The organism is Eleftheria terrae, from assembly GCF_030419005.1.
GTDB classification, from domain to species: domain Bacteria; phylum Pseudomonadota; class Gammaproteobacteria; order Burkholderiales; family Burkholderiaceae_C; genus Caldimonas; species Caldimonas terrae.
On sequence record NZ_CP106951.1, the window covers coordinates 2,109,495 to 2,132,834 of the forward strand.

Below are 23,340 nucleotides of genomic sequence, written 5' to 3' on the forward strand. Positions count from 1 at the left end.
GTGGCTGCTTTTCAGATCACTCGCACCAACTCGACGCGATGCACCTGTAGGTTAATGCAGGTGCTGGGCGGGCCCTGTCAGCCAATCGGCAGTCGCCTGTCGGAATCCTCCTACACCCGAGCGGCGTCGATGCTGCGCTGGCGCCGGCCGGTGCTCGAGCGCTCCGGGCCGTGGTGCTGGCGCAGCAGGTGGCGCTTGATCCACAGCACCGCGTCGTCGACATAGGTGAAGAAGACCGGGATCACCAGCAGGCTCAGGAAGGTCGAGGTGATGAGGCCACCGATCACCACCACCGCCATCGGTGCGCGGAAGCTCGGGTCGACCCCGATGCCCAGCGCAATCGGCAGCATGCCGGCGCCCATCGCCACGGTGGTCATCACGATGGGGCGGGCGCGCTTGTGGCAGGCGTCGAGCAGGGCCTCGGCCCGGGTCATGCCGCGGTCGCGCCGGGCGACGATGGCGTACTCCACCAGCAGGATGGAGTTTTTCGTCGCGATGCCCATCAGCATGATCAAGCCGATCATCGACGGCATCGACACCGCCGTCTGCGTCAGGAACAGCGCCAGGAAGGCGCCCGGGACCGACAGCACCAGCGCAGCCAGGATGGTGACCGGCTGCACGAAGTCCTTGAACAGCAACACCAGCACGATGTAGATGCAGAGCACACCGGCGCCCATGGCCAGCATGAAGCTGTTGAACAGCTCGGCCATCGCCTCGGCATCGCCCACCGAGGTCTGGATGACGCCCGGCGGCAGGTTGCGCAGGCTGGGCAGTGCCAGCGCGGCTTTCTCCACCTCGCCCAGCGGCTGCTCGTTCAGCTCGATCTCGAAGTTGATGTTGCGCAGCCGGTCATAGCGGTCGATCTCGGCCGGGCCGCTCTCGATGGCCAGGCTGGCCACGTTGCCCAGCATCACTGGCCCGTGGGCGCCCGGCACGGCCAGTCGCGACAGCAGTTCCAGGTCCTGGCGGGCGTCGGACTGCAGCTTGACGACCACCGGGATCTGCCGCTGCGACAGGTTGAGCTTGGCCAGGCTCTGGTCATAGTCGCCGGAGGTCGCCACCCGCAAGGTGTCGGCAATGGCGGCGGAGGTCACGCCGAGGTCGGCCGCCTTGGCGAAGTCGGGCCGCACGATGAGCTCCGGGCGCACCAGGCTCGAGGTGGACGTGACGTTGCCGATGCCGGGGATGGTGCGCAGCTCGCGCTCCACCGTCCGTGCATGCGCGGCCAGCGCATCGCCATCCTCACCGGCCAGCACCAGCACGTACTTTTCATTGGAACCACCCAGGCCCACCTTCACCCGTGCACCAGGCACCACCTGCAGCGCCTGCCGCAGCTGCGCTTCGATGGCCTGCTTGCTCAGGTCGGGCCGGTCGTCGCGGTGGCTGAGGTTGATGGTGAGCGTGGCCTTGCGGGGGTCGGCCCCGCCACCCTGCGCAAAGGGATCGTCGCCGGCGCTGCCGCCACCCACCGCGGTGTAGACCATCTTCACATGCGGATTGCCCTGCACCAGCTGGCGAGCCTGCTCGGCCGCGGCGAGGGTCTGCTTGAAGGTGCTGCCCGGCGGCAGCGTCAGCGTCACCTGGGTCTGGGCCAGGTCGTCGGGCGGAATGAAGCCGGTGGGCAGCAGCGGCACCAGGGCCAGTGAGCCGAAGAAAAAGAAGGCCGCCGCCAGGGTGGTCAGCACCCGGTGCCTCAGGCACCACGCGGCCCAGCGCATGTAGAGCCGCATCACGCGGCCGTCGCGCTCTTCATGGTGGTCGGTCTTGAGCAGGTAGGCCGCCATCATCGGCGTGAGCATCCGCGCGACCACCAGTGAAGCGAACACAGAGATCGCCGCGGTCCAGCCGAACTGCACGAAGAACCGCCCCGGCACCCCGCTCATGAAGGCGGTGGGCAGGAACACCGCGATCAGCGTGAAGGTGGTGGCGATCACGGCCAGGCCGATCTCGTCCGCCGCTTCCATCGCCGCCTGGTACGGCGTCTTGCCCATGCGCAGGTGGCGCATGATGTTCTCGATCTCGACGATGGCGTCATCCACCAGGATCCCCACCACCAACGACAGGCTCAGCAGCGTGATGACGTTGACGGTGAAGCCCAGCAGGTGCATGCCGAGGAAGGTCGGGATGATCGACAGGGGCAGCGCGGTGGCGGCCACGAAGGTGGCGCGCCCATTGCGCAGGAACAGCCACACCACCACCACCGCCAGCGCCGCGCCCTCATAGAGCAGCTTCATCGAGCCGTCGTAGTTCTCCACCACCGGGTCGACGAAGTTGAAGGCCTCGGTGATCGTCACGTCGGGATGGTCGGCCTTCAGCTTCTCGAGCGCCTGCTTCACGCCGTCGGCCACGTCGACCTCGCCGGCGCCCCGGCTGCGGGTGATTTCGAAGCCCACCACCGGCTGCCCGTTGAGCAGGGCCGCCGAGCGCTGTTCGGCCACCGTGTCCTCGACCCGCGCCACCTGGTCCAAGCGGATCCGGCGGCCGTCGCTCAGGGCGATCTCCATGCGGCCCAGCTCTTCGGCCGTGCGCACGGTGGCGATCGTGCGCACCGATTGCTCCGCGCCGCCCACGTCGGCGCGGCCGCCGGAGGCTTCCTGCTGGATGTCGTGCAGCTGGCGGGAGACGTCGGCCGCGGTGGCGTTGAGCGCCTGCAGCCGCGCAGGATCGAGCTCGACCCACACCTGGCGCGTGACGCCGCCCACCCGGCCGACCGCGCCGACGCCCTTCACGGCGAGCATGGCCTTGGACACCTGGTTGTCGACGAACCATGACAGCGCCTCGTCGTCCATGCGCTTGGACGACACGGTGTAGGTCAGGATGGGCAGGCCCGAGAGGTCCATCTTGGTGATGGACGGATCGCGCAGGTCGCGCGGCAGGTCGGCACGGATGCGGGCCACCGCGTCGCGCACATCGTCGAGCGCTTCCTGGGTCGACTTCTCCAGGCGAAATTCGACAGTGACCGTGGTCAGGCTGTCCTGCACCTTCGTGTAGATGTGCTTGACGCCCTGCAGCGCAGCCACCGAGTTCTCGATCTTGCGCGCCACCTCGGTTTCCATCTGCGCCGGGCTGGCCCCGGGCAGCTCGGCCGCCACCGTCACCGTCGCAAGGTCGATGTCGGGGAAGTTCTGGATCTTCATCGCGCTGAAGGACATCAGGCCGACCACGGTCAGCAGGACGAACAGCAGGATGGACGGGATGGGGTTGCGGATCGACCAGGAAGAAACGTTGAAGCTGGCCATGAGCTGTTTCCTTTCGGGGCTGGCGCCGCTGCTCAGCGTGCCGGCGAGGACGCGGAGGAGGCCGCCAGCGCGGTGCCTTCGGGCACCACCTTGACCAGGTCTCCGTCAGACAGGAAGCCGCCGCCGGTGGCCACCACCCGCGCCTGGGCCGGCAGGCCGCCCAGCACCTCGATGCGGTCGCCCTGCCGGCGGCCGGTCGCCACCTTGGTCTGTACCACGCGCGAATCCGGGCCGACCTGCAGCACGTACTGGAAGCCGTCGCGCAGCAACACGGCCGACTGCGGCAGGCTCATGGCCGTGGAGTGGCCCAGTTCGAATTCTCCGCGGGCGAACATGCCGGCGCGCACCCGCGGATCGGGCGGCAGGTCGACATAGACGATCGCATTGCGGCTCTGTGGATCGATGGTGGGCGCCACCATCCGGACCTTGCCCTCCAGCCGGCTGCCATCGGGCATCAGCAAGGCGGCCGGCAAGCCGGGGGCCAGCCGGGCCAGTTCGGCGTCGGTGACTTCGGCCCGCCATTCCAGCCGGCCGCGGCGGATCAGCCGGAACAACTCCTGGCCGGGCTGGGCGATGGAGCCGACCGCCGCTTCGCGCTTGGAGATCACGCCGTCGTCAGGCGCCAGGATGCGGGTCTGGCTGAGCCGCAGCTCCTCCGACTTGAGGGCGGCACGCTGGGCCTGCACCCGCGCCCGGGCGGTCTGCTCGGCGGTCAGGTACTGGTTGATCTGCTGGGCGCTGATGGCACCGGTGGTCTGCAGCTGGCGGGCGCGTTCGGCATTCGCCTGTGCCTCGGCCAGGTTCGCGTCGGCCTCGGCCAGGGCCGCCCGCGTCTGGGCCAGCGTGGCCTCCACGGTGTCGCTGGACAGGCGCGCCAGCACCTGGCCGCGCTTGACCTTGTCGCCAACGTTCACGTTGACCTCGACGAGCCGCAGGCCGCCAGTTTCGGGGCCGACGGCCGCCTCTTCCCAGGGCGCCACGTTGCCGTTGGCGGCCAGGGTCTGCGCCCAGGCGGCCGAGCGCGGCGTGGTGGTGGTGACGGTGAGGGCCGCCTTGCCTTGGGCGGCCGACGCGGCGGCCGCACTCGGCTTGGCGGCGGTGGCGGCCTCGGCGGGTTCGCGCTGCGAGGCGATCAGCCAGACGGCGGCGCCGAGCACGAGGGCGCCCACGATCAGGGCGGGCTTCAGGATCTGCTTGTTGAGCTTCATCGGTGTTACCGGGTAGCAGGCGTTTCGGCAACGGCCGAAACGGTGGCAGGGGCGGCCTCGGAATCACTGCGCTGCCAGCCGCCGCCGACGGCCTTGTAGAGCGCAAGCCAGGCAGCGACGCGCTGGCGCCGCACCTCGATCAGGGTGGCGTCGGCCGCCAGCGACTGCCGGCGGGCCTGCTCCAGGTCGAGCAGGCTGCCGGTGCCGACGCGGTACTGCGTCTGCGCCGCGCGCAGGAATTCGCCATAGCCGCGCGCGGCGCTGGCGGCATCGTCCTCGCGCCGTTCGGCTGCCTGCAGCCGCACCAGCGCTTCCTCGACCTCGCGCACCGCCGAGAGCGCGCGCTCGCGCCAGGCCGCGACCGACTCGTCATAGCGGGCGCGGGCGGCTTCCACATTGGCGCTGCGCCGGCCGGCATCGAACAGGGGCAGCACCAGCGAAGGCGCAATGGACCAGGTGCGCCCGTCGATGTTGTCGCCACCGATGCGCACCGCCGAACGGCCGATGGAGCCACTCAGGCTCAGGCGCGGATAGCGGTCCGCCTGCGCTGCACCGACCTCGGCCGCGGCGGCGGCCAGCTCGCGATCGGCGGCCGCCAAGTCGGGCCGCTGCGACAGCAGCCGCGCCGGCACTGCCTCGACGGCGAACTGTGCCGGCACCGGCAGCCGCGAGCGGCCGGCCGCCAGCCGCTCGCGCAAGGCGGGCTCCGGCAGCACGGTGAGGGCCACCAGCTGCTTCACCAGCACCTCGCAGTCGGCCTGCTGGGCCACCAGGCGGCTGGCCGCCTCGGCCGCGCTGGCCGACGCCAGCGCGCCGTTCGCGGGTGCCTCGAAACCGGCGTCCACCTTCTGCTGGGTGAGCCCGGCGGCGTTCTTCAGCGACTGGGTGTCCTGTTCGAACACCGCCACTGTCGCCTCGCAGGCCCGCAGTCCCACATAAGCATTGGCCACCTCGGCGGCCAGGCTGACGCGCGCGTCGTGCCACGCGGCCTCGCTGCCCTCCGCCCGGGCGCGTGCCGCTGCCGCCGTCTGGCGGGCGACGCCAAACAGGTCGAGCTCCCACAAGGCATCCAGGCTGGCGCTGCCCGTGGTATGAGCGCCCGGGTCAGGCGGCAGCTGGGTGCTGCTGCGGGTGATGCCGGCGCGGGCGTCCAGCGAAGGCCACTGGGCCGCTCCGGCCGCCCGGGCCTGCGCACGCGACTGCCGGATGCGGGCGGCGGCCTGGGCCAGGCTGGGGTTGGCAGCCTGCGCTGCGTCGATCAGCTCGGCCAGCAGCGGGTCGTCGAACTGTCGCCACCAGGCCGACAGGCCCGCGCCCTGTCCACCGTGCGGCAGTGGCGCCGTCCATTGCGATGCGACGTCCTGGGTCGGCGGCGTGGCTGGTGGGGCGGACACGCAGGCGGCGAGCAAGGCGGTGACGGCGCACGCGCACAGGGTGCGCAGCAGCGGGCGATGGGGGGAGCGGGGCAAGGGGCGCTTCATGGGCGGTGGGCCGGACGCCGACGTCCGGGCTTCACGGGAGTGGAAGGGGCAGCCGGGGCACGCGCAGCGGCTTCATGACGGACCATGGCGCAGGCCAGGCCGACCAGGCGGTCCAGCACCCGGTCGAAGGCGCCGTTGCGCGACAGCATGCCAGGCGCCAGGATGTCCATCCAGTCGCGCGAGAGCCAGTAGTCCTGCACGATGGCGGTGACGGCGAAGGCCAGCTGGTGCAGCCCGTCGTCGGGCTCGGCTGCGCCACAGTGGCGCGCCAGCAGGCGCAGCATGGCCTGGTGATGGGGCACCACGTATTGCTCGATGACGTCGTGCAGCATCGACGTGGGCTCCACCATCTCACGCAGGTGGATCCGCATCACGTGCTGCATTGCACTGTCTTCCACCAGCGGCATCAGGAAGGCGCGCAGCATGCGCCGCATGGCCTCCTCCAGCGTCAGACGCTCGTCGTCAAAAGGCGGCAGCAGGGCGACCACCTGCTGAATCGGCTCCCTCAGCACCGCGCGGTAGAGCGCTTCCTTGTCGCCGAAGTAGTAGTGGATGGACGCCACGTTGACCGCCGCAGCCTGGCAGATTTCACGGGTGGATGCCCGTGCGTAACCTTTCTCTGCAAAGATGCGCGTCGCCTCGGCCATCAGCCGCTCGCGGGCGTTGGTGCCATGCACCGATGCCGGGCCGGCTGCCATCGCGTCCGGCGGCGCCATGGCACGCGAGCGCCTGCCACCCCTGGGCGGGGCGGGGGGCGACAGCTCGGAACGGCGGCGAATGCTGGGCATGGCGAGAGGGAGGGAAGTCGTGGACTGCAGTGCGATCAACTGCCCGCCACCCGGGGTGGGGCAGGCTGGGTCGCACTCCAGTCTAGCAATTTCAAGCAAGCGCTTGAATTATGTCTTTGCAACAAAGCCTTTCACACCTGCACGATCGAACAGGGCGGTGGCGGTCGCTGCCGGCCCGCGACCGCTGGCTCAGCGCAGGACGACTTGGCGCACGGACTGGCCGCGCACCCAGGCGGCCACGGCCTCGATGGCGGGGTCGGATGCCAGGGCGATGCAGCCCAGCGTCCAGTCGGTGGCGACATTGGCGGCGCCCAGGTGGCGCCAGGCACGGGCCGGCCCGTGGATGCCGATGGCGCTGCCGGTATAGCCCTTGCGGGCCTGCTCCGGCGTCGGATAGCCCACCGGGATGAAGGTGCCGAAGCTGGCCGAGCCCCGCGGCACGCCGAGCGGATAGCGGCCCAGCGGTGTACGGGCATCGCCTTCCCTGCGCTTGTCGAGCCCGCCCGAGCCGAGGGCCACCGGCCAGGTGCGACGAGTCGCACCCGCCTCGCACTGACGGAGTTCGTGGCGGGCCGTCTCGACCAGCAGCACCGTGCCCAGGCCGGCGCAAGGATCAGGCGGCGGCTTGGCGGCCACCTCGGCCCCGGGCAGCCACAGCAAGGCTGCGGCTGACAGCCAGGGCGCCACCCGCACAGCGGCACCAACCGCCGACCGGCGGCCCCGCGCAGCCGGCCGCTGCGCCAGCGCATGCTGCCACTGGCTCATGTCATGCACCTGGGGCAGGCTGCCGCCGGGCAGCGCCCGCTCAGCCTTCGACGCGTCGGTTGTAGGCATAGAAGATCTCGTCGCGCACCCAGCCCAGCGACTCGTAGAGGCCCTGCGCCCTCAGGTTGGTGCGGGCGGTGGTCAGGTCCATGCGCACCTTGCCATCGGCCCGCGCTTGCCTCTCGGCGGCCCTCAGCAACTCGCGGCCGGCGCCGGTGCCTCGCGCCGGCGGAGTCACGAAGAGGTCGTACAGCGAATAGATGGGCGCCGCCTCCACCGAGCAGAAGGTGGGATAGAGCTGGCAGAAGCCCAGGCCTTGGCCCTCGGCGTCTTCCGCCAGCAGGATCACCGACTCGCCCCGGTCAAGGCGCTCGGCCAGGAACCGGCGGGCCAGTGCCAGGTCGGCGGGTTGTTCATAGAACTGCCGATAGCTGTCGAACAACGGAGCGAGCACAGGCAGGTCGGCCGGACCGGCGACACGGATCGAGAAGGAAGGCATGGTCTTGCTTGAAGCGGCGCTGACGCCGGGTTGACGGAGGAGGCGCGAGTGTCGCACCGATGCGTCCCGCCGTGGGGGTGCCGTCAGTCATGCCTTGCGGACCGTGACAGCGGCCAGCGGGCAAGGCCGACCGTATAGTGCACACCATCCCTGCGACTGCCGATGAGGACCCGACCATGACACTCCACCGCCTGCCCTTGCACGCCCTGGCGCCACGCCGGCTGATTTGCGGACTGGCGACGGCCTGGCTGGCTGCCTGCAGCACCGCCACGCCGTCAGCCCCGGCACCAGCGCCGGCCGACAAGTCGCCTCAGGCCTTGATGAAGGCCATCGACGCCGAGATCGGCGATGCTGCCTGCAGCAGCGACGCCCAGTGCCGCACCCTGCCGGTCGGCGCCAAGGCCTGCGGCGGTCCCGAGGCCTACCTGCCCTGGTCCACGCAACGCGGCAATGCCGATCGGCTCGCGCAACTGGCGCGTGAACATGCCGAGGCCAGCCGCATTCGCAAGACCGAGAGCGGCATGGCCTCCACCTGCTCCCTGGTGGTCGACCCGGGTGCGCAATGCACCGCGGGCCGCTGCAGCTTGCGCGGTGCAGACCAGGCACGTTGACCCACCACGCGCCGGCGCCCCGGCGATGCTGGCGCCGCGTCGCATAACGGCCGCATCACCGCCGCATGCCCCCCGCAGGGCGCGCGGCACGACGGCGCCAGGCAATGGCGAGGCAGCGGCAGTGCGTCCGGTGCCGGGTCGCCGCTGCGCCCCACTGCCGCGCAACGCCACGGTCCGGCGTCTTGCTTCGATCCCGTCCGTTGCATTGGACCCGGGGCGATGCTCTGCCGAGGCCCCGGTCCTCTCACGTCAACCATGGCACTGCGGCTGCTGCGCTGCTGCATGCAGCCAGCTGCTTCCTCGCCCGCGACGGGCGCACATCCCCCTTCCATGCTGGCCGCCCGCCGTACAGGCGACAGGCAGGAGCGCGGCCCGAGGCGCCATGAGCGGTACCTTGTCACCGAAGTTGCGAATGCCGCCCGTTGAGGAACAGCCAGTGACCATGTGATGTGCCGGCCCCACAGCCGTCGCCCGCTGCTGTTGGAGTTTCGGCGGCTGCGGACCGGTCATGAGAGGCCTGCAGAGGCAGGGACGGCCGCTTGTCCTCCCCTGCCCGTGAGCCTGTGTCGGGCGCTACCTGTCAGCGCAGCACCGAGCACCGGTGCGGATTCCAGGGCTCGACCACGGCACGCGCCTGAAGGGCAGCCCATGCTGGAAATGCCCGTCTAGAGCAAGCGCTCGCACACTGACAACTCCCTCAAAACAGGGACTGTTAACAATGCCGAGGCCCGCGGGCTGCGTGCGAAGCTCCTTGGCCCAAAAACTCTGCGAGTCCCCGGACCATGACGCGCGATCGTCACGCCTACATCCCGCAAATCGATTCGCTGCGCGCCGTGGCGGTGATCGCCGTGCTGGTCTACCACCTCAGCGCCGCCTGGCTGCCGGGCGGCTTTGCCGGGGTGGACATCTTCTTCGTCATCTCCGGCTACGTGGTCAGCGCCGCCCTGCTGCGCCACCGCCATCTCCGGTTCAAGGCCTTCCTGCTGCACTTCTACGACAAGCGGGTGCTGCGCATCCTGCCGGCGCTGGTGGCCTGCCTGGTCTGTACGGCCTTGGCGGTGGCGCTGTTCGTGCCGGCGTCGTGGCTCAGCCAGTCGAACACCAAGACCTTGCTGCTCGCTTTCGCCGGCCTGAGCAACCTGTCGCTGATGTTCACCGGCGACACCTACTTCTCGCCACGCACCGAGTTCAACCCGGCCACACACACCTGGTCACTCGGCGTCGAGGAGCAGTTCTACGTTCTCTTCCCGGTCATCTACTACGTCTGGCTGCGCTCGCAGGGCGGCGATGCACGCCGCCAGCGGCACGGCAGCTGGCTGCTGCTGGGCTTCGTGGCGGCGTCGCTGGCCTACTGCAGCGTGGTCTCGCACAGCAACGGGCTGGCGGCCTACTACAGCCTGGCCAGCCGGTTCTGGGAGCTGGGCCTGGGCGCGCTGCTGCTGCAGGCCCACCACCGCGGGCACCACTTGACCGGCAGGCTGCCGCAGCCGGCCGTGCTGCTGCTGTCGCTCGCACTGCTGGCCCTCGCCCTGGTGGCCGCCGACCGCCATGCCTTCCCGATGCCCTGGGCACTGCCCGCCACGCTGGGCGCGATGCTGTTCATCGACGCGGTGGTGGCGCCGGCCAGCCGCGACAGCGGACTGTCGCGGGCCTTGAGCTGGGCGCCCGTCGTGTTCATCGGCAAGATCTCGTACTCGCTCTACCTCTGGCACTGGCCTGTTTATGTGCTGCTGCGCTGGACGGTCGGGCTGGACGAGCCGCAATGGCAGGCGGTGGCAGCCGGGCTGGTGGTGCTGCTGGCGATCCTGTCCTATCGCTTGCTGGAGCAGCCGCTGCGGCAAAGCCGCCTGCTGCAGCACCGGCCACCGGGCCAGCTGGTGCTCGGCGCGGTGGCGATGGTGCTGCTGTCGGCCGGCGCGGTGCTCGGCATCCTGAAGGCGCAACCGCGGCTGTCGCTGAGCACGACCAGCCAGCAACGCGAGTGGTATGCCTATGAATGGGCCCTGCGCACCGCTGCACCGGCGAGCGCGGGCTGCAGGACGGCGCAACAGAAGACGACGCTGGCCGACGGCGTCATCATCCGCTTCGACCGCACCGATTGCGAAGGCAGCAAGCGGCTGTTCGTGCTGGGCGACTCGCACTCGATCTCGCTAACCACCCTGCTCTCGCAGCTGTCGATCGACCAGAACTACACGGTCCACATCTACACCCGTTCAGGCTGTCCCTTCCTGAGGTTGTCGGCCGCGGTCTCGGAACGGTGCAAGCCCTTCTTCCAGGCCGCCACCACCCACCTGCTGCAGCAGCTGCAGCCGGGCGATACCGTGCTGCTGCCGTCCTTGCGGCTGCAGCGGTTCGGTGACCAGTGGGCCCACTTCTCGGAAAGCCAGATCAAGGCCGCGACGGTGGGCGACGACGCCACCCGGCGCCACCTGGAAGGCGCGCGGGAAGCCGCCGACTGGGTGCGACCGGTGTCGCAGCGCGGTGCCCGCATCGTCTTCGTCGCACCGACACCGATCTTCAAGGCACCGCCCTTCCGCTGCTCGGACTGGTTCAATCAGTCGAATCCGATCTGCCGGCCGGGCCTGCAGATGCAGCGCGAGCAGCTGCAGGCGATGCGCGAGCCGGTGCTACAGACCATGCAGCGCCTGAGCCGTCTGGTGCCCGGCATCAGCGTGTGGGACCCCTTCGACCGGCTGTGCCCGGACGCTGTCTGCCAGGTGCACCATCAGGGTCGGCCCTTGTACTTCGACGGCGACCACCTGAGCGGCTACGGCAACCTGCACCTCTACGACGACTTCGTGGCGATGCTGGGACGCCCGCCGAAGCAGGCGGCACCGCCCACGGCGGATCACGACGCTGGCGACATGGCCGACCCGGCCGCATCGAACCCGGGCTTCGGCGATTGGCCGGTCTGAGCGGCCGGCGGCCGGCTTCGCGGCATGCCGGGCGAGGCAGCCCTGGGCGGCATGTCGCCCTGCCCCCGCATTGGCCGTCATGCCGGCGGGCTTCTTCAAGCAATGGCAAGCAGCGCCGTGATCAGCGGACAGGCAGCCGCTCGCATTGCGTCGGCCGGTCGCCACACAGGCAGCCGGCCAGGCGGCACAGCGCCTCCCCCGAACGGGTGCCAGCGACGCACGGAGCTGCTTCTAAACTTCGTGATTCAGTGGACGCGTCCGCAGGTCACCGAGCCGCCGCGCCCGGGCCACAAGAACTCAGGGGGTCTCTTTGATGACAACATGCAATGCCGGGTCGACGCCACCGGCCCCGCGCGGTGCGGCATCTGCCGCTTGCCGGGCCGTGAGCGGCCCGCGCCCGGGCGCCTCGGCCCTTCATCCTCTTGATGACAGGCGCACGCCATGAGCAAGCGGGTCATTCGTGTCGGTGATCCGACCAGCCACGGCGGCACGGTGCTCTCGAGCGGCGCCTCGCATTTCACGGTGGACGGCATCGCCGTGGCACTGGTCGGCGACCCCTGCAGCTGCCCAAAGAAGGGCCACGGCCCCTGCAGCATTGCCACCGGCGACCCGGAGCACACCATCGATGGTGTGCCGGTGGCTTATGAAGGCTGCCTCACCACCTGCGGCGCCTCGCTCCTCTCCACCGTGCCCAACTTCAGCAAGGGTTGAGCGGCGCCTTGCACTGCGAGGAACCGCGCGGCCGGTGACGGCAACGCCTCCTTGCCTGCTGCGCCCCCTGAAGACAGGGCGGGCCAGGAGCGACCGGTCGCCAAGGGCCGACCCGGCCTTGCGCGGAATCGGGCATCGGCACAGGCCGGCCGAAATGCACCCGGGCACCTGCGCGGCTTTCGCGCTGCTTGAGCGCTGCGACGATGACATGCCACCGCGCCGTGCGACACCGCCAGCGGCCCGCTCTGTCGAGCGCATGCCGCGGCGGGGCACCGTGCTCGCGGCCGGCAACTTCCACGAACGAAGAGCACCGACCTGGGCCATCACGGGCCCTGCCGGCGACGTGCCCCGAGGTGAACTGCCGAAGGCGTGTATGCCGTGCCTGCACCGGCATCAAGCATCGTCAGGCACCCACCACCAAGCGCCCCTTTCCGCGATGTCCAGCAAGCGCATCATGCCGGCGCGCTCGGTCGGGCAACGGCATCTGCCATTGCCTGCCTGAACATCAAGCGCGAAAAGACAAACGCCCCAGAGGCTTGCACCTCTGAGGCGTTGTCTAGAACCGAAATTCTGGCGCGGCTGGCAGGATTCGAACCCACGACCCCTTGGTTCGTAGCCAAGTACTCTATCCAACTGAGCTACAGCCGCCAAGAACGCTAGTATAGCACCATCAATTTTGAGTTGTCACTCAATTTCTGCAGCTTCTTTCAAACATCTTTGTGACCGCGCCAGATCGCCCTCGCGCTCGGCAAGAGCGGCCAGCTGTCGCCACGCCGCACGGCGCTCGCGGCCACTCAGGGCCTCGTCGCCGGCGCAGCGCTCCAGCTGCTGGCGGGCCTTGCCCCACAGTTGCAGCTGCGCCAACGCGCAGCCGAGTGCATAGGCCAGGTGCGGATCGCGCGCGTCGGCAGTGGCTGCGGCTTCCAGCCGGGGCAGCCAGTCGACGCCCAGGCCCGGCAGCGCCTTCACCAGCGCTCGGCTGATCTCGGCGCGCTCTTCGCTGCCGAGGCTGGCGGCCTGCTCCCAGAAGGGCTTGAGCCAGCCACGGGCATCCTCGGCATGGCCCAGCCCCGCCATCAGCGTGGCGGCACGTGCAGCCACGAAAGCGTCACGCCGGTCCGCGGCATCAAGCTGCAGCCAGACGCGGCGCAACTGGTCGGCGTCGCGGGCCGATTCGAGCGCTTCGATGGCCAGCGAACGCAGCAGGCCGGCCGCTGCGGATTGCGAGAAGCCCTGGTGCTTGGCCAGCAGCCGGGCGGTACGCAAGGCGTCCAGCGGCTGCTGCGCCAGGCGCGCCGCCTGCAACTTCAGGCGCAGCGCCTGGGTGCGGCGTGCAACGCCCGGGGACAACTCGCCGATGAGCTCCAGCGCACGGTCGGCATCACGGTCTTCAAGCGCCCATTCGGCGGCGAGCAGGCGGGCGCCCTCCTCCGCCGGCCGGGTCGCCACGGTGGAGCGCGAGGCGGCCAGCGCATGGGCCAGGTGCTCGTCGCGGCGCACCCGGTCCTGCAGCCGGTGCATGCTACCGGCAGCCAGCAGGTGGGCCAGCATCGTGAACTCGGGATCGCGCCCCAGCTCGGGCGTCTCGTCATGGATGGTCATGGCCCGTTGCGCCGCCTTGTGCGCCCGGGTATAGCGGGCGCCGAAGAACAGCGCCAGCGACTCCCGCAAGGCCTGCTGTGCCGAGCGGTCGCGCTTGGAGAGCCGCCATTCACGCGCCCGGCGCGGCAGCCCGACCAGCACGTTGATGCCCTGCAGCGACACGTACACCACACCCACCGTCAGCACCAGCACGATGATGAAGAGGTTGAACGATACGTCGATGCGCCACGGCGCCCAGAAGACGGTGACCAGCGCATCGTTGGCGCCGAGGAAGGTGGCCGCCACGACCGCAGCGGCGAACAGCAGGACCAGCCAGATGATGGTTCGCATCGGTGCCGCCCGCTCAACGACCGGCCGCGGCAGCTGCCAGCGCGGTGAAACTCTCGTCCGGCCGCGGCACGCTGGACTGGTGGGCCTGCGACATCACCTGGCGCACCAGCTCATTGACATGCGCCCAGCGGCGCGAGCCGTGGTCGAAGTAGCGGTCCAGGGCCTGCTGCGCGTCCTGCAGGTCGGACTGCACCGTCTCGAACTGCCGGCTCAGCAGCGCCAGGCGGGCGTTGAGCAGGCGCAGCTTGAGGTTCTCGCGCAGGAAGAAGGTTTCCTGTGGCGCGATCAGCATGGCTTCAGGCCGGTCGATGCGGGTGACGCGCACCAGCGAACGCATCTCTTCCCAGACGATGCGGCCGGTGTGTCGCCACCACGATTCCTCGGGCGGCTGCGACACCAGCGGCTGCGGCGCGGATGCCACCGGCCGCTTGCCGCCGACCGCCGACGCCGACGCGGCCGGCACCGCCGCACGGGGGACCGGCTCGCGGCCAGCCCCGGCCGAGGACACCAGCGGCAGCTCGTCGATGATGCGGGCCGCCTCGTCAAGCCGGATCACCAGGGCCGACACATCGGCCATGCCGACCGAGCGCACCCGCTCCAGGTCGCGCGCGATGGCGCGGCGCACGCCTTCCAGCCGCGGCTGGTTGACGCGCTGCAGCCGCTCGTCGGCCGCGCGCAACGCCGCCACCAGCGGCTCGGCATTGCCAGTGACCAGGGCCTGCTGCACCGCCAGCCGCAGGCTGGAATCGATGTCCACCACCAGGTTCTCGTCGCGCGAGCGCGACAGCGAGTTCATCAGTTCGTCCAGCTGGCCGCGCTGCAGCGCCACTTCGGCGAGCTTGGCGTCGAGCAGGGCCACCTTGGCACCGGCGTCGCGTGCGATGTCCTGCGCTTCGCGGGCCAGGGTACGGGCCTCGTTGGCCTGGTCCTGGCTCGTCTCCTGGCGCTGCACCAGTTGCTGCGACAGGCTCTGCACCCGCTGGTGGCCCTGATAGGCCAGCACCAGGCTGGCCGCGCAAATCACCAGCAGGCCGGCGCCGGCCACCCAGACCAGGCCACGACCTGGCGATGCGGGTGGCTCATGGCCCGGGCGCGGCGGCGCGGCCACGGGAGGCAGCGGGGCGGGGGCCGCAGCGGCGCCCGCATCGGAGGGGAGGGTGGCAGAGGTGTCACTCACGGTGCGAGGGATTGTATAGAGCGCTCGATGCCGGCCGAGACCGCCTCCAGCGATGGCTGGACCTCGACGACCTGGCCACAGCCCAGGGCGGCGGCGCGCGCTGCAATGCGGGGATGGGTGGCCAGCGCATGGCTGTCATGCCAGGCCGGCTGCAGGCCACGCTCCTGGCAGCAGGCCTGGAGGTGGTCCACCGCTTCGGAACTGCTGAAGAACCACAGGTGCCGGTGCGGCTCGGCAATGGCGGCGCGCAGCAGGCGGTCCTGGGCCGCATCGAGCCGCGGTGCCTCGCGCCGGTAGGCGCAGACGAAATCCACCTCGGCACCGGCCTCGCGCAAGCGCTCGGCCAGCCATTCGCGGCCGCCGTCGCCGCGCACGATCAGGACGCGCCCACCGGTCCAGTCACGGCCCCGCAGCTGTTGCCAGAGCGACTCGGAATCGAACTGCGCCGCGTCAGGCGCCGGCTGCACCCGCAGCTCGGGCGGCACGCCCGCGGCATGCAGGGCCGCATCGGTGCCCGGACCCGGCGTGGCCGCCAGCACACCGGCCGGCCAGGCCTGGTCCGGCGGCCGGGCTGCGAAAAAACGATCGGCGGCATTGGGGCTGACGAACACCACCGCCCGGCACCCGTGCAGCCGCGCCCAGGCCGCCTGCACGGCCTGAGGATCGGGAGCGCCAGCGATGCCGATCAGGGGCAGGGCCTCGGCCTGCCAGCCGCGGCCGCGCAGGCGCTCCACCCATTCGACGGCTTGCGCGGCGGGGCGGGTCACCAGCACCTTCATCGTCACAGGCGCGACAGGATGGCGTCGGCCCCCTGCTCGCGCAACCGCGCGGCGGCCGCGGTGCCGAGCGCTTCGGCAGCCTGGCTGGAGTCCACTGCCTCGCCCACCTGCGCACGCAGCAGCGGCTGCTGCGGCTGGCCGGGATCGCCGATGGCTGCGGTCAGCACCAGCCGGTCACCCTGCCACTGCCCGTGCGCCGCAAGCGGCACGCTGCAACTGCCGCCGAGGGCCCGCGAGACGGCGCGTTCCGCCAGCGTGGCCAGCCAGGTCGGACGATGGATCAGCTCGGCCAGCCGCTCGCGCAGCTCGGCCTGCTCGGTGCGCACCTCGATGCCCAGCGCGCCCTGCCCTGCGGCCGGGATCATCGCGTCGGCATCGAAGACCTGCCGGATGCGGGCCTCCAGCCCGAGGCGCTTGAGGCCGGCCGCCGCCAGCACGATGGCGTCGTACTGGCCGTCATCCAGCTTGCGCAGCCGCGTGTCCAGGTTGCCCCGCAGCGGCTCGATGCGCAGGTCCGGCCGCAGCGACTGCAGCTGTACCACGCGGCGCAGGCTGGAGGTGCCCACCACCGCGCCGTGCGGCAAGGCATCGAGCGATTCGAAGCGGGGCGAGACGAAGGCATCGCGCGGATCCTCGCGCTCCAGCACGGCCGCCAGCTCGAAGCCGGCGGGCAGCTCCATCGGCACGTCCTTGAGCGAATGGACTGCCAGATGGGCACGGCCTTCCTCGAGGGCCACCTCCAGCTCCTTGACGAACAGGCCCTTGCCGCCCACCTTGGACAGCGAACGGTCGAGGATCTGGTCGCCCCGGGTGGTCATGCCCAGCAGCTCCACCGTGCGGCCGAAGCGCTGGCGCAGCAGGTCCTGCACATGGTGGGCCTGCCACAGGGCCAGGCGGCTTTCGCGGGTGGCAATCACCCAGGCAGCGGTTGTCGTGTTGCTCGTCATCATGATGGCGCGATGCTACCCGAGCGGCAAGACGCGCCGGGCGGCAGGGAATCCGGGTGCTACCATCGCGGCTTTGTAATTTAGTTACCAACCCGACCCCTAACCGAGGTAACCCCGATGCCGCGCGCTGCCCGCCCTGCCGCCCCGCCCGCCCCCGCTCCTGCCCGCCGCGCAACCTCTGCCGCGGCGCGCTCGCGCGAGGAAGCGGCCGAGAAGAACCGCCCGCTGATGGAGGACATCCGCCTGCTGGGCCGCATCCTCGGCGACGTGATTCGCGAGCAGGAGGGCACCGAGGCCTTCGAGCTGATCGAGCGCATCCGCCAGCTGTCGGTGGCCTTCCGCCTGAAGCAGGACGCACAGGCCGGCAAGGCACTGGACCGGCTGCTGAAGAACCTGAGCGGCGACCAGACCGTCTCGGTGATCCGGGCCTTCAGCTACTTCTCGCACCTGGCCAACATCGCCGAGGACCGCCACCATGTGCGCCGCCGCGAGCACCACGAGGCGCAGGGCCACTTGCAGGAAGGCTCGCTGGCAATGACGCTGGAGCGCCTGGCGCAGAAAGACGTGCGCGCCGCCGACATCGCCAAGACACTGGAGCACGCCTACATCTCGCCGGTGCTGACGGCCCACCCGACCGAGGTGCAGCGCAAGTCCATCCTCGATGCCGAGCGGGCGGTGGCCGAGCTGATCCACCAGCGCGACGAGCTGCACACGCAGCGCGAGCGGGCCGAGAACGAGGCGCTGCTGCGCGCCCGGGTCACCCAGCTGTGGCAGACCCGCATGCTGCGCAACTCCAAGCTGACGGTGGCCAACGAGATCGAGAACGCGCTCAGCTACTACCACGCGACCTTCCTGCGCCAGATTCCGCGCCTCTATCGCGACCTGGAACATGCGCTGCCCGGCTTCGACATCGCGCCCTTCTTCCGCATGGGCAACTGGATTGGCGGCGACCGCGACGGCAACCCCAACGTCACCGCCGACACGCTGCAGCTGGCGGTGCGCGCGCAGAGCGAGACCGCGCTGCGCTTCTACCTGACCGAGGTGCACGAGCTGGGCGCCGAGCTGTCGCTGTCGGCGCTGCTGGTGCAGGTGACGCCCGAGATGCAGGCACTGGCCGAACGCTCGCCCGATACCAGCGAGCACCGGCGCGACGAGCCCTATCGCCGCGCACTGATCGGCATCTACTCACGGCTGGCCGGCACGCTGGAGGCACTCACCGGCACCGAGGCGCTGCGCCATGCCGTGGCCCCCTCCACCCCCTATGCCTCGGCCGACGAACTGCTGGCCGACCTGCGCACCATCGATGCCTCGCTGGCCTCGCACCACGGCGCCGCCTTGGCGGCGACCCGGCTGCGCCCGCTGATCCGCGCGGTGCAAGTGTTTGGCTTCCACCTGGCGACGGTGGACCTGCGCCAGAGCTCGGACAAGCACGAGGCGGTGATCGCCGAGTTGCTGGCGCTGGCCAAGGTGGAGCCAGGCTATGCCGCCCTTGGTGAAGCCGACAAGCAGGCGCTGCTGCTGCGCCTGCTGAACGACGCCCGCCCGCTGCGCGTGCGCGGCGCCCAGTACTCCGAACTGGCCGAAGGCGAGCTGGCCATCTTCGAGCAGGCCCGCCAGATGCGCGAGCGCTTCGGCCCGGCCTCGATCAAGCACTACATCATCAGCCACACCGAGACGGTGAGCGACCTGCTGGAAGTGCTGCTGCTGCAGAAGGAAGCCGGCATGATGCGCGGCACGCTGGACGACCGGGCGGTGGCCGACCTGATCGTGGTGCCGCTGTTCGAGACCATCGGCGACCTGCGCAATGCGGCGCCCATCATGCGCGACTTCTATGCGCTGCCGGGCATCGTCGAGCTCGTCAAGCGCTCGGCAGCCGAGCAGGACATCATGCTGGGCTACAGCGACAGCAACAAGGACGGTGGCTTCTTCACCAGCAATTGGGAGCTGTACCGCGCCGAGATCGCACTGGTGGAGCTGTTCGGCGCGCTGCGCGCCGAGCACGGCATCACGCTGCGCCTGTTCCACGGCCGCGGCGGCACGGTGGGCCGCGGCGGCGGCCCGAGCTACCAGGCCATCCTGGCCCAGCCGCCCGGCACGGTGAACGGCCAGATCCGGCTGACCGAGCAGGGCGAGGTGATTGCCTCGAAGTACGCCAACCCCGAGATCGGCCGGCGCAACCTCGAGACCCTGGTGGCCGCCACGCTGGAGGCGACGCTGCTGCACCCCACCAAGAGCGCGCCCAAGGCCTTCCTGCAGGCGGCCCAGGAGCTGTCCAACGCCAGCATGTCGGCCTACCGCCGGCTGGTGTACGAGACCCCGGGCTTCACCGACTACTTCTTCGCCGCCACGCCGATCCGCGAGATCGCCGAGCTGAACATCGGCTCGCGCCCGGCCTCGCGCAAGGCCACCCGCGCGATCGAGGACCTGCGGGCCATTCCCTGGGGCTTCTCGTGGGGCCAGTGCCGCGTGGCGCTGCCGGGCTGGTTCGGCTTCGGCTCGGCGGTGGACGCCTTCCTGAACGCGGCGCCTGCCGAGCAGAAGGAACGCCTGGCCTTGCTGCAGAAGATGCACAAGCAGTGGCCCTTCTTCCGCACGCTGCTGTCGAACATGGACATGGTGCTGGCCAAGAGCGACCTGGCAGTGGCCACCCGCTATGTGGAATTGGTGGAAGACAAGCGGCTGGGCAAGAAGATCTTCGCCGCCATCCAGGCCGAGTGGCAGCGCACCCACGACGCGCTGGAGCAGATCACCGGCGAAAAGCAGCGCCTGGCGTCCAACCCGGCGCTGGCCCGCTCGATCGAGCACCGCTTCCCCTACCTCGACCCGCTCAATCACCTGCAGGTGGAGCTGATGCGGCGCTACCGGCAGCAGAAGGAAAGCGGCGATGTGAGTGAGCGCGTGCAGCGCGGCATCCACATCTCCATCAACGGTGTGGCAGCGGGCCTGCGCAACACCGGCTGAGCAGGCGGGCTTCGCCCACCGAAGGGAGCGAGGGGCGCCGTCATCCCCTCGCTGGCCTGTGCGTTGCGCGCTGCCAGGCCGGCCCTGAAGCCCCCATCTTTACCTCCGCTTTACATGAGCGACGCAAGGCCGTGACGCGCCGGCCGCAGCATGCGGGCCATGCCCATTCCTTCCTCCTTCCTGCGGTCCCGGCGCCTGTACGCCGGGCTGGCTGCCGCCCTGGTGCTGGGCGGCGCGGCCTTCTGGCACTGGCGCGCCGGCGCCGCCGACACCCCGCGCTACCTGAGCGCCCCCGTCGAGCGCGGTGACGTCGAGCAGACCGTGCTGGCCAGCGGCACGCTGGAAGCCGTCGAGCAGGTCAGCGTCGGCGCGCAGGTGTCGGGGCAGATCAAGACGCTGCATGTGGAGCTGGGGCAGGACGTCAAGCAGGGCCAGCCCATCGCCGAGATCGACTCGCTGCCGCAGCAGAATGCGCTGCGCCAGGCACAAGCCTCGCTGAACAACGTGCGGGCACAGAAGCGCGCCAAGCAGGCGGCGCTCGCCCAGGCCACCCTTGCCTTCGAGCGCCAGCGCCAGCTGCTGGCGGCCGACGCCGGCTCGCGCGAGAACTTCGAGGCCGCCCAGGCGCAGCTGGAGACCAGCCGCGCCGAAGTGGCGGCACTGGACGCGCAGATCGAGCAGTCGAGCATCGCGGTGGACACTGCCCGGCTCAACCTGGGCTACACCCGCATCGTCGCGCCCATCGACGGCAAGGTGGTGGCGGTGTTGGCGCGCGAGGGGCAGACCGTCAACGCCGCCCAGCAGGCGCCCACGCTGATCAAGCTGGCCAAGCTGGAGACGGTGACGGTCAAGGCCGAGATCTCGGAGGCCGACGTCACCCGCGTGGCGCCCGGGCAGAAGCTGTGGTTCACCATCCTCGGCGAGCCCGAGCGTCGCTACCGGGCCACGCTGCGCGCCATCGAGCCGGCGCCGGAGTCCATCAGCAGCGACAGCGGCTCGGGCAGCAGCAACAGCACCAGCAGCAGCTCCACCACCAGCGCCGTCTACTACCGCGGCCTGTTCGACGTGCCCAACCCGGACGGCAAGCTGCGCATCTCGATGACGGCGCAGGTGCACATCGTGCTCGGCGAGGCGCGCGGCGTCCTCACCGTGCCATCGGCCGCGCTCGGCCCCCGGGGCCGCGACGGCCGCCACGAGGTGCGGGTGCTCGACGCCGAGGGCCGCGCGCAGCCGCGGCCGGTGCGCATCGGCCTGAACGACAACATCCGCGCCGTCGTGCTCGACGGCCTGCGCGAGGGCGAGCGCGTGGTGGTCGGCGAAGCCGGCGCCCGCCCGGCGGCCGACGCGGGCTCGCGCCGCCCGCCGCGGCTGAGGCTGTGAGCATGGCCGGCCCCTTGTTGGAGCTGGACGGCCTGGTGCGGGAGTTCCCGGCCGGCGAAGGCGTGATTCCGGTGCTCAAGGACATCAGCCTGCGCATCGAGGCGGGCGAGATGGTGGCCATCGTCGGCGCCTCGGGCTCCGGCAAGTCCACGTTGATGAACATCCTCGGCTGCCTCGACCGGCCCACCCGCGGCAGCTACCGCGTGGCGGGCGAGGAAACCCGCGAGATGGATCCCGACGCGCTGGCCCGCCTGCGGCGCGAGCGCTTTGGCTTCATCTTCCAGCGCTACCACCTGCTGCCCGCCCTCAGCGCGGTGGGCAATGTCGAGATCCCGGCCATCTATGCCGGCCACGACCGCGGCCAGCGGCGCGAGCGCGCCGCCCAGCTGCTGACCCGGCTGGGGCTGGGCGAGCGGCTGTCGCACCGGCCCGGGCAGCTCTCGGGGGGCCAGCAGCAGCGCGTCAGCATCGCCCGCGCGCTGATGAACGGCGGCGAAGTGATCCTGGCCGACGAGCCGACCGGCGCGCTTGACACGCACAGCGGCGCCGAGGTGATGAAGATCCTGAAGGAGCTGCATGCCGAAGGCCACACCGTCATCATCGTGACCCATGAGCCGGCGGTGGCCGAGCAGGCCCAGCGCATCATCGAGATCCGCGACGGCGAGATCGTTGCCGACCGCCGCAGCGGCCCGGCCGCGACCGCCACGCCGGCGCCCGCGACAGGCGCCGAGGCCCGCCACGGCAGCCTCGACCGCCTGGCCGAAGCCGGCAAGATGGCCCTGCGCGCCATGGCCGCCCACCGGCTGCGCACCTTCCTGACCATGCTGGGCATCATCATCGGCATCGCCTCGGTGGTGTCGGTGGTGGCGCTGGGCGAGGGTTCGCGCCAGCGCATCCTCGCCGACATCAGCGCGATCGGCACCAACACCATCAACATCTACCCGGGCGAGGACTTCGGCGACCGGCGTGCCGACAGCGTGCGCACCCTGCGGCCGAGTGACGCCGAGGCGCTGGCGGCACAGAGCTATGTCGACAGCGTCACACCCATGCTGAGCAGCAGCGCGCTGCTGCGCTTTGGCAACGTGACGGCCAATGCCACTGTCAACGGCGTCGGCGAGCAGTACTTCCGGGTACGTGGCATGCAGGTGGCCGAAGGCCGCACCTTCGATGCCGAGGGCGTGCAGCGCCGCAGCCAGGAGGTGGTGATCGACCAGAACACCCGCCGCCAGCTGTTCGGCGAGCGCACCGAGGCGCTCGGCCAGGTGCTGCTGCTGGGCAAGGTACCAGCCCGGGTGGTCGGCGTGATGCAGGCCAGCCAGAGCCCCTTCGGCAACAGCGAGCAGCTCAATGTCTGGCTGCCCTATACCACCGCGATGAGCCGCATCACCGGCCAGGACCACCTGCGCAGCATCACCGCCCGCATTGCCGACGACGCCTCCACCGCCGCCGCCGAGCAGGCCATCGGCCGGCTGCTGGAGCAGCGCCACGGCCGCAAGGACTTCTACGTGCTCAACACCGACAGCATCCGCCAGACGGTGGAAAGCACCACCGCGACCATGACGCTGCTGATCTCGATGATCGCGCTGATCTCGCTGGTGGTGGGCGGCATCGGCGTGATGAACATCATGCTGGTGTCGGTCACCGAGCGCACCAAGGAGATCGGCGTGCGCATGGCCGTCGGTGCACGGCAGGGCGACATCCGCATGCAGTTCCTGATCGAGGCGGTGCTGGTCTGCCTGCTGGGCGGCACGCTGGGCGTGGCGGCCGCCCTTGGCGTGGGAGCGCTGTTCGGCCGGGCCGGCGGCAATTTCCAGATGGTGTACTCGGGCGCCTCCATCGTTGCGGCCTTCGGCTGCTCAACGCTGATCGGCGTGCTCTTCGGCTTCCTGCCGGCCCGCAATGCCGCGCGGCTGGACCCGGTGGAAGCGCTGGTTCGGGAATGACAAC

At 70.5% G+C, this 23,340-nt stretch carries 16 protein-coding genes and 1 tRNA gene; 6 read left to right on the top strand and 11 right to left on the bottom strand.

Annotation, left to right across the window (positions count from 1 at the left end; translation table 11 throughout):
• Positions 1-110 precede the first annotated feature (110 nt).
• From N7L95_RS09185 to N7L95_RS09210, 6 genes are all read right to left on the bottom strand, one after another.
• Complete coding sequence (locus N7L95_RS09185) at positions 111-3,239, bottom strand: efflux RND transporter permease subunit (protein WP_301259515.1); 3,129 nt, start codon at positions 3,237-3,239, stop codon at positions 111-113.
• Positions 3,240-3,271: 32 nt separating this feature from the next.
• Complete coding sequence (locus tag N7L95_RS09190; RefSeq protein WP_301259516.1) at positions 3,272-4,447, bottom strand: efflux RND transporter periplasmic adaptor subunit; 1,176 nt, start codon at positions 4,445-4,447, stop codon at positions 3,272-3,274.
• Positions 4,448-4,452: 5 nt separating this feature from the next.
• A complete protein-coding gene (locus tag N7L95_RS09195) occupies positions 4,453-5,916 on the bottom strand; it encodes an efflux transporter outer membrane subunit (protein WP_301259517.1) in 1,464 nt (487 codons plus the stop codon).
• Positions 5,917-5,924: 8 nt separating this feature from the next.
• Positions 5,925-6,644, bottom strand: coding sequence for a CerR family C-terminal domain-containing protein (locus N7L95_RS09200; RefSeq protein ID WP_301259519.1), 720 nt, complete (start codon positions 6,642-6,644; stop codon positions 5,925-5,927).
• A gap of 261 nt (positions 6,645-6,905) precedes the next feature.
• Positions 6,906-7,550, bottom strand: coding sequence for a L,D-transpeptidase family protein (locus N7L95_RS09205; RefSeq protein WP_301259520.1), 645 nt, complete (start codon positions 7,548-7,550; stop codon positions 6,906-6,908).
• The gene (locus N7L95_RS09210) at positions 7,522-7,980 is read right to left on the bottom strand and encodes a GNAT family N-acetyltransferase (RefSeq protein ID WP_301259521.1); all 459 of its coding nucleotides are present in this window, start codon (positions 7,978-7,980) and stop codon (positions 7,522-7,524) included. Before N7L95_RS09210 ends, N7L95_RS09205 begins: the two co-directional genes overlap by 29 nt.
• A 176-nt stretch (positions 7,981-8,156) precedes the next feature.
• On the opposite strand from N7L95_RS09210, the gene N7L95_RS09215 reads away from it, so the two are divergent.
• The 3 genes from N7L95_RS09215 to N7L95_RS09225 all read left to right on the top strand — a co-directional run bounded on the left by N7L95_RS09215 (position 8,157) and on the right by N7L95_RS09225 (position 12,217).
• A complete protein-coding gene (locus N7L95_RS09215; RefSeq protein ID WP_301259522.1) occupies positions 8,157-8,591 on the top strand; it encodes a hypothetical protein in 435 nt (144 codons plus the stop codon).
• A gap of 782 nt (positions 8,592-9,373) precedes the next feature.
• Positions 9,374-11,506: an acyltransferase family protein gene (locus N7L95_RS09220; protein ID WP_301259523.1), complete on the top strand. Its 2,133-nt coding sequence runs from the start codon at positions 9,374-9,376 to the stop codon at positions 11,504-11,506.
• A 441-nt stretch (positions 11,507-11,947) separates the two neighbouring features.
• Positions 11,948-12,217: a PAAR domain-containing protein gene (locus N7L95_RS09225; RefSeq protein ID WP_301259524.1), complete on the top strand. Its 270-nt coding sequence runs from the start codon at positions 11,948-11,950 to the stop codon at positions 12,215-12,217.
• Positions 12,218-12,788: 571 nt separating this feature from the next.
• Here N7L95_RS09225 and N7L95_RS09230 read toward each other — a convergent pair.
• From N7L95_RS09230 to hemC, 5 genes are all read right to left on the bottom strand, one after another.
• Positions 12,789-12,865 (bottom strand) — tRNA-Arg (locus N7L95_RS09230).
• Positions 12,866-12,901: 36 nt separating this feature from the next.
• The gene (locus N7L95_RS09235; RefSeq protein WP_301259525.1) at positions 12,902-14,149 is read right to left on the bottom strand and encodes a heme biosynthesis HemY N-terminal domain-containing protein; all 1,248 of its coding nucleotides are present in this window, start codon (positions 14,147-14,149) and stop codon (positions 12,902-12,904) included.
• A 13-nt stretch (positions 14,150-14,162) separates the two neighbouring features.
• Complete coding sequence (locus N7L95_RS09240) at positions 14,163-15,326, bottom strand: uroporphyrinogen-III C-methyltransferase (protein ID WP_301259526.1); 1,164 nt, start codon at positions 15,324-15,326, stop codon at positions 14,163-14,165.
• On the bottom strand, positions 15,323-16,093 hold the full coding sequence (locus N7L95_RS09245; RefSeq protein WP_435870071.1) for a uroporphyrinogen-III synthase: 771 nt from the start codon (positions 16,091-16,093) through the stop codon (positions 15,323-15,325). Before N7L95_RS09245 ends, N7L95_RS09240 begins: the two co-directional genes overlap by 4 nt.
• Positions 16,094-16,107: 14 nt before the next feature.
• Positions 16,108-17,055 (bottom strand): hydroxymethylbilane synthase, encoded by a 948-nt coding sequence (gene hemC, locus N7L95_RS09250; RefSeq protein WP_301259528.1) that lies wholly within the window; start codon positions 17,053-17,055, stop codon positions 16,108-16,110.
• A 114-nt stretch (positions 17,056-17,169) separates the two neighbouring features.
• Here hemC and ppc point away from each other — a divergent pair, with 114 nt between their 5' ends.
• The 3 genes from ppc to N7L95_RS09265 all read left to right on the top strand — a co-directional run bounded on the left by ppc (position 17,170) and on the right by N7L95_RS09265 (position 23,336).
• Entirely contained in the window at positions 17,170-20,013 is a 2,844-nt protein-coding gene (gene ppc / locus N7L95_RS09255; RefSeq protein ID WP_435870072.1) for a phosphoenolpyruvate carboxylase, read from the top strand.
• A 159-nt stretch (positions 20,014-20,172) separates the two neighbouring features.
• Positions 20,173-21,393 carry an efflux RND transporter periplasmic adaptor subunit gene (locus N7L95_RS09260; protein ID WP_301259529.1) on the top strand — a complete coding sequence of 407 codons (1,221 nt, stop codon included), beginning with the start codon at positions 20,173-20,175 and terminating at the stop codon, positions 21,391-21,393.
• Positions 21,394-21,395: 2 nt separating this feature from the next.
• A complete protein-coding gene (locus N7L95_RS09265; RefSeq protein WP_301259530.1) occupies positions 21,396-23,336 on the top strand; it encodes a MacB family efflux pump subunit in 1,941 nt (646 codons plus the stop codon).
• Positions 23,337-23,340: the final 4 nt, after the last annotated feature.

Excerpts from the sequence above, each read along its gene's own strand:
- N7L95_RS09235 (WP_301259525.1), bottom strand. The coding sequence starts at position 14,149 with ATGCGAACCATCATCTGGCTGGTCCTGCTGTTCGCCGCTGCGGTCGTG.
- N7L95_RS09265 (WP_301259530.1), top strand. The coding sequence starts at position 21,396 with ATGGCCGGCCCCTTGTTGGAGCTGGACGGCCTGGTGCGGGAGTTCCCG.
- N7L95_RS09225 (WP_301259524.1), top strand. The coding sequence starts at position 11,948 with ATGAGCAAGCGGGTCATTCGTGTCGGTGATCCGACCAGCCACGGCGGC.
- N7L95_RS09220 (WP_301259523.1), top strand. The coding sequence starts at position 9,374 with ATGACGCGCGATCGTCACGCCTACATCCCGCAAATCGATTCGCTGCGC.
- N7L95_RS09200 (WP_301259519.1), bottom strand. The coding sequence starts at position 6,644 with ATGGCGCCGCCGGACGCGATGGCAGCCGGCCCGGCATCGGTGCATGGC.
- N7L95_RS09190 (WP_301259516.1), bottom strand. The coding sequence starts at position 4,447 with ATGAAGCTCAACAAGCAGATCCTGAAGCCCGCCCTGATCGTGGGCGCC.
- ppc (WP_435870072.1), top strand. The coding sequence starts at position 17,170 with ATGCCGCGCGCTGCCCGCCCTGCCGCCCCGCCCGCCCCCGCTCCTGCC.
- N7L95_RS09260 (WP_301259529.1), top strand. The coding sequence starts at position 20,173 with ATGCCCATTCCTTCCTCCTTCCTGCGGTCCCGGCGCCTGTACGCCGGG.
- N7L95_RS09205 (WP_301259520.1), bottom strand. The coding sequence starts at position 7,550 with ATGCCTACAACCGACGCGTCGAAGGCTGAGCGGGCGCTGCCCGGCGGC.
- N7L95_RS09215 (WP_301259522.1), top strand. The coding sequence starts at position 8,157 with ATGACACTCCACCGCCTGCCCTTGCACGCCCTGGCGCCACGCCGGCTG.
- N7L95_RS09210 (WP_301259521.1), bottom strand. The coding sequence starts at position 7,980 with ATGCCTTCCTTCTCGATCCGTGTCGCCGGTCCGGCCGACCTGCCTGTG.
- hemC (WP_301259528.1), bottom strand. The coding sequence starts at position 17,055 with ATGATGACGAGCAACACGACAACCGCTGCCTGGGTGATTGCCACCCGC.
- N7L95_RS09185 (WP_301259515.1), bottom strand. The coding sequence starts at position 3,239 with ATGGCCAGCTTCAACGTTTCTTCCTGGTCGATCCGCAACCCCATCCCG.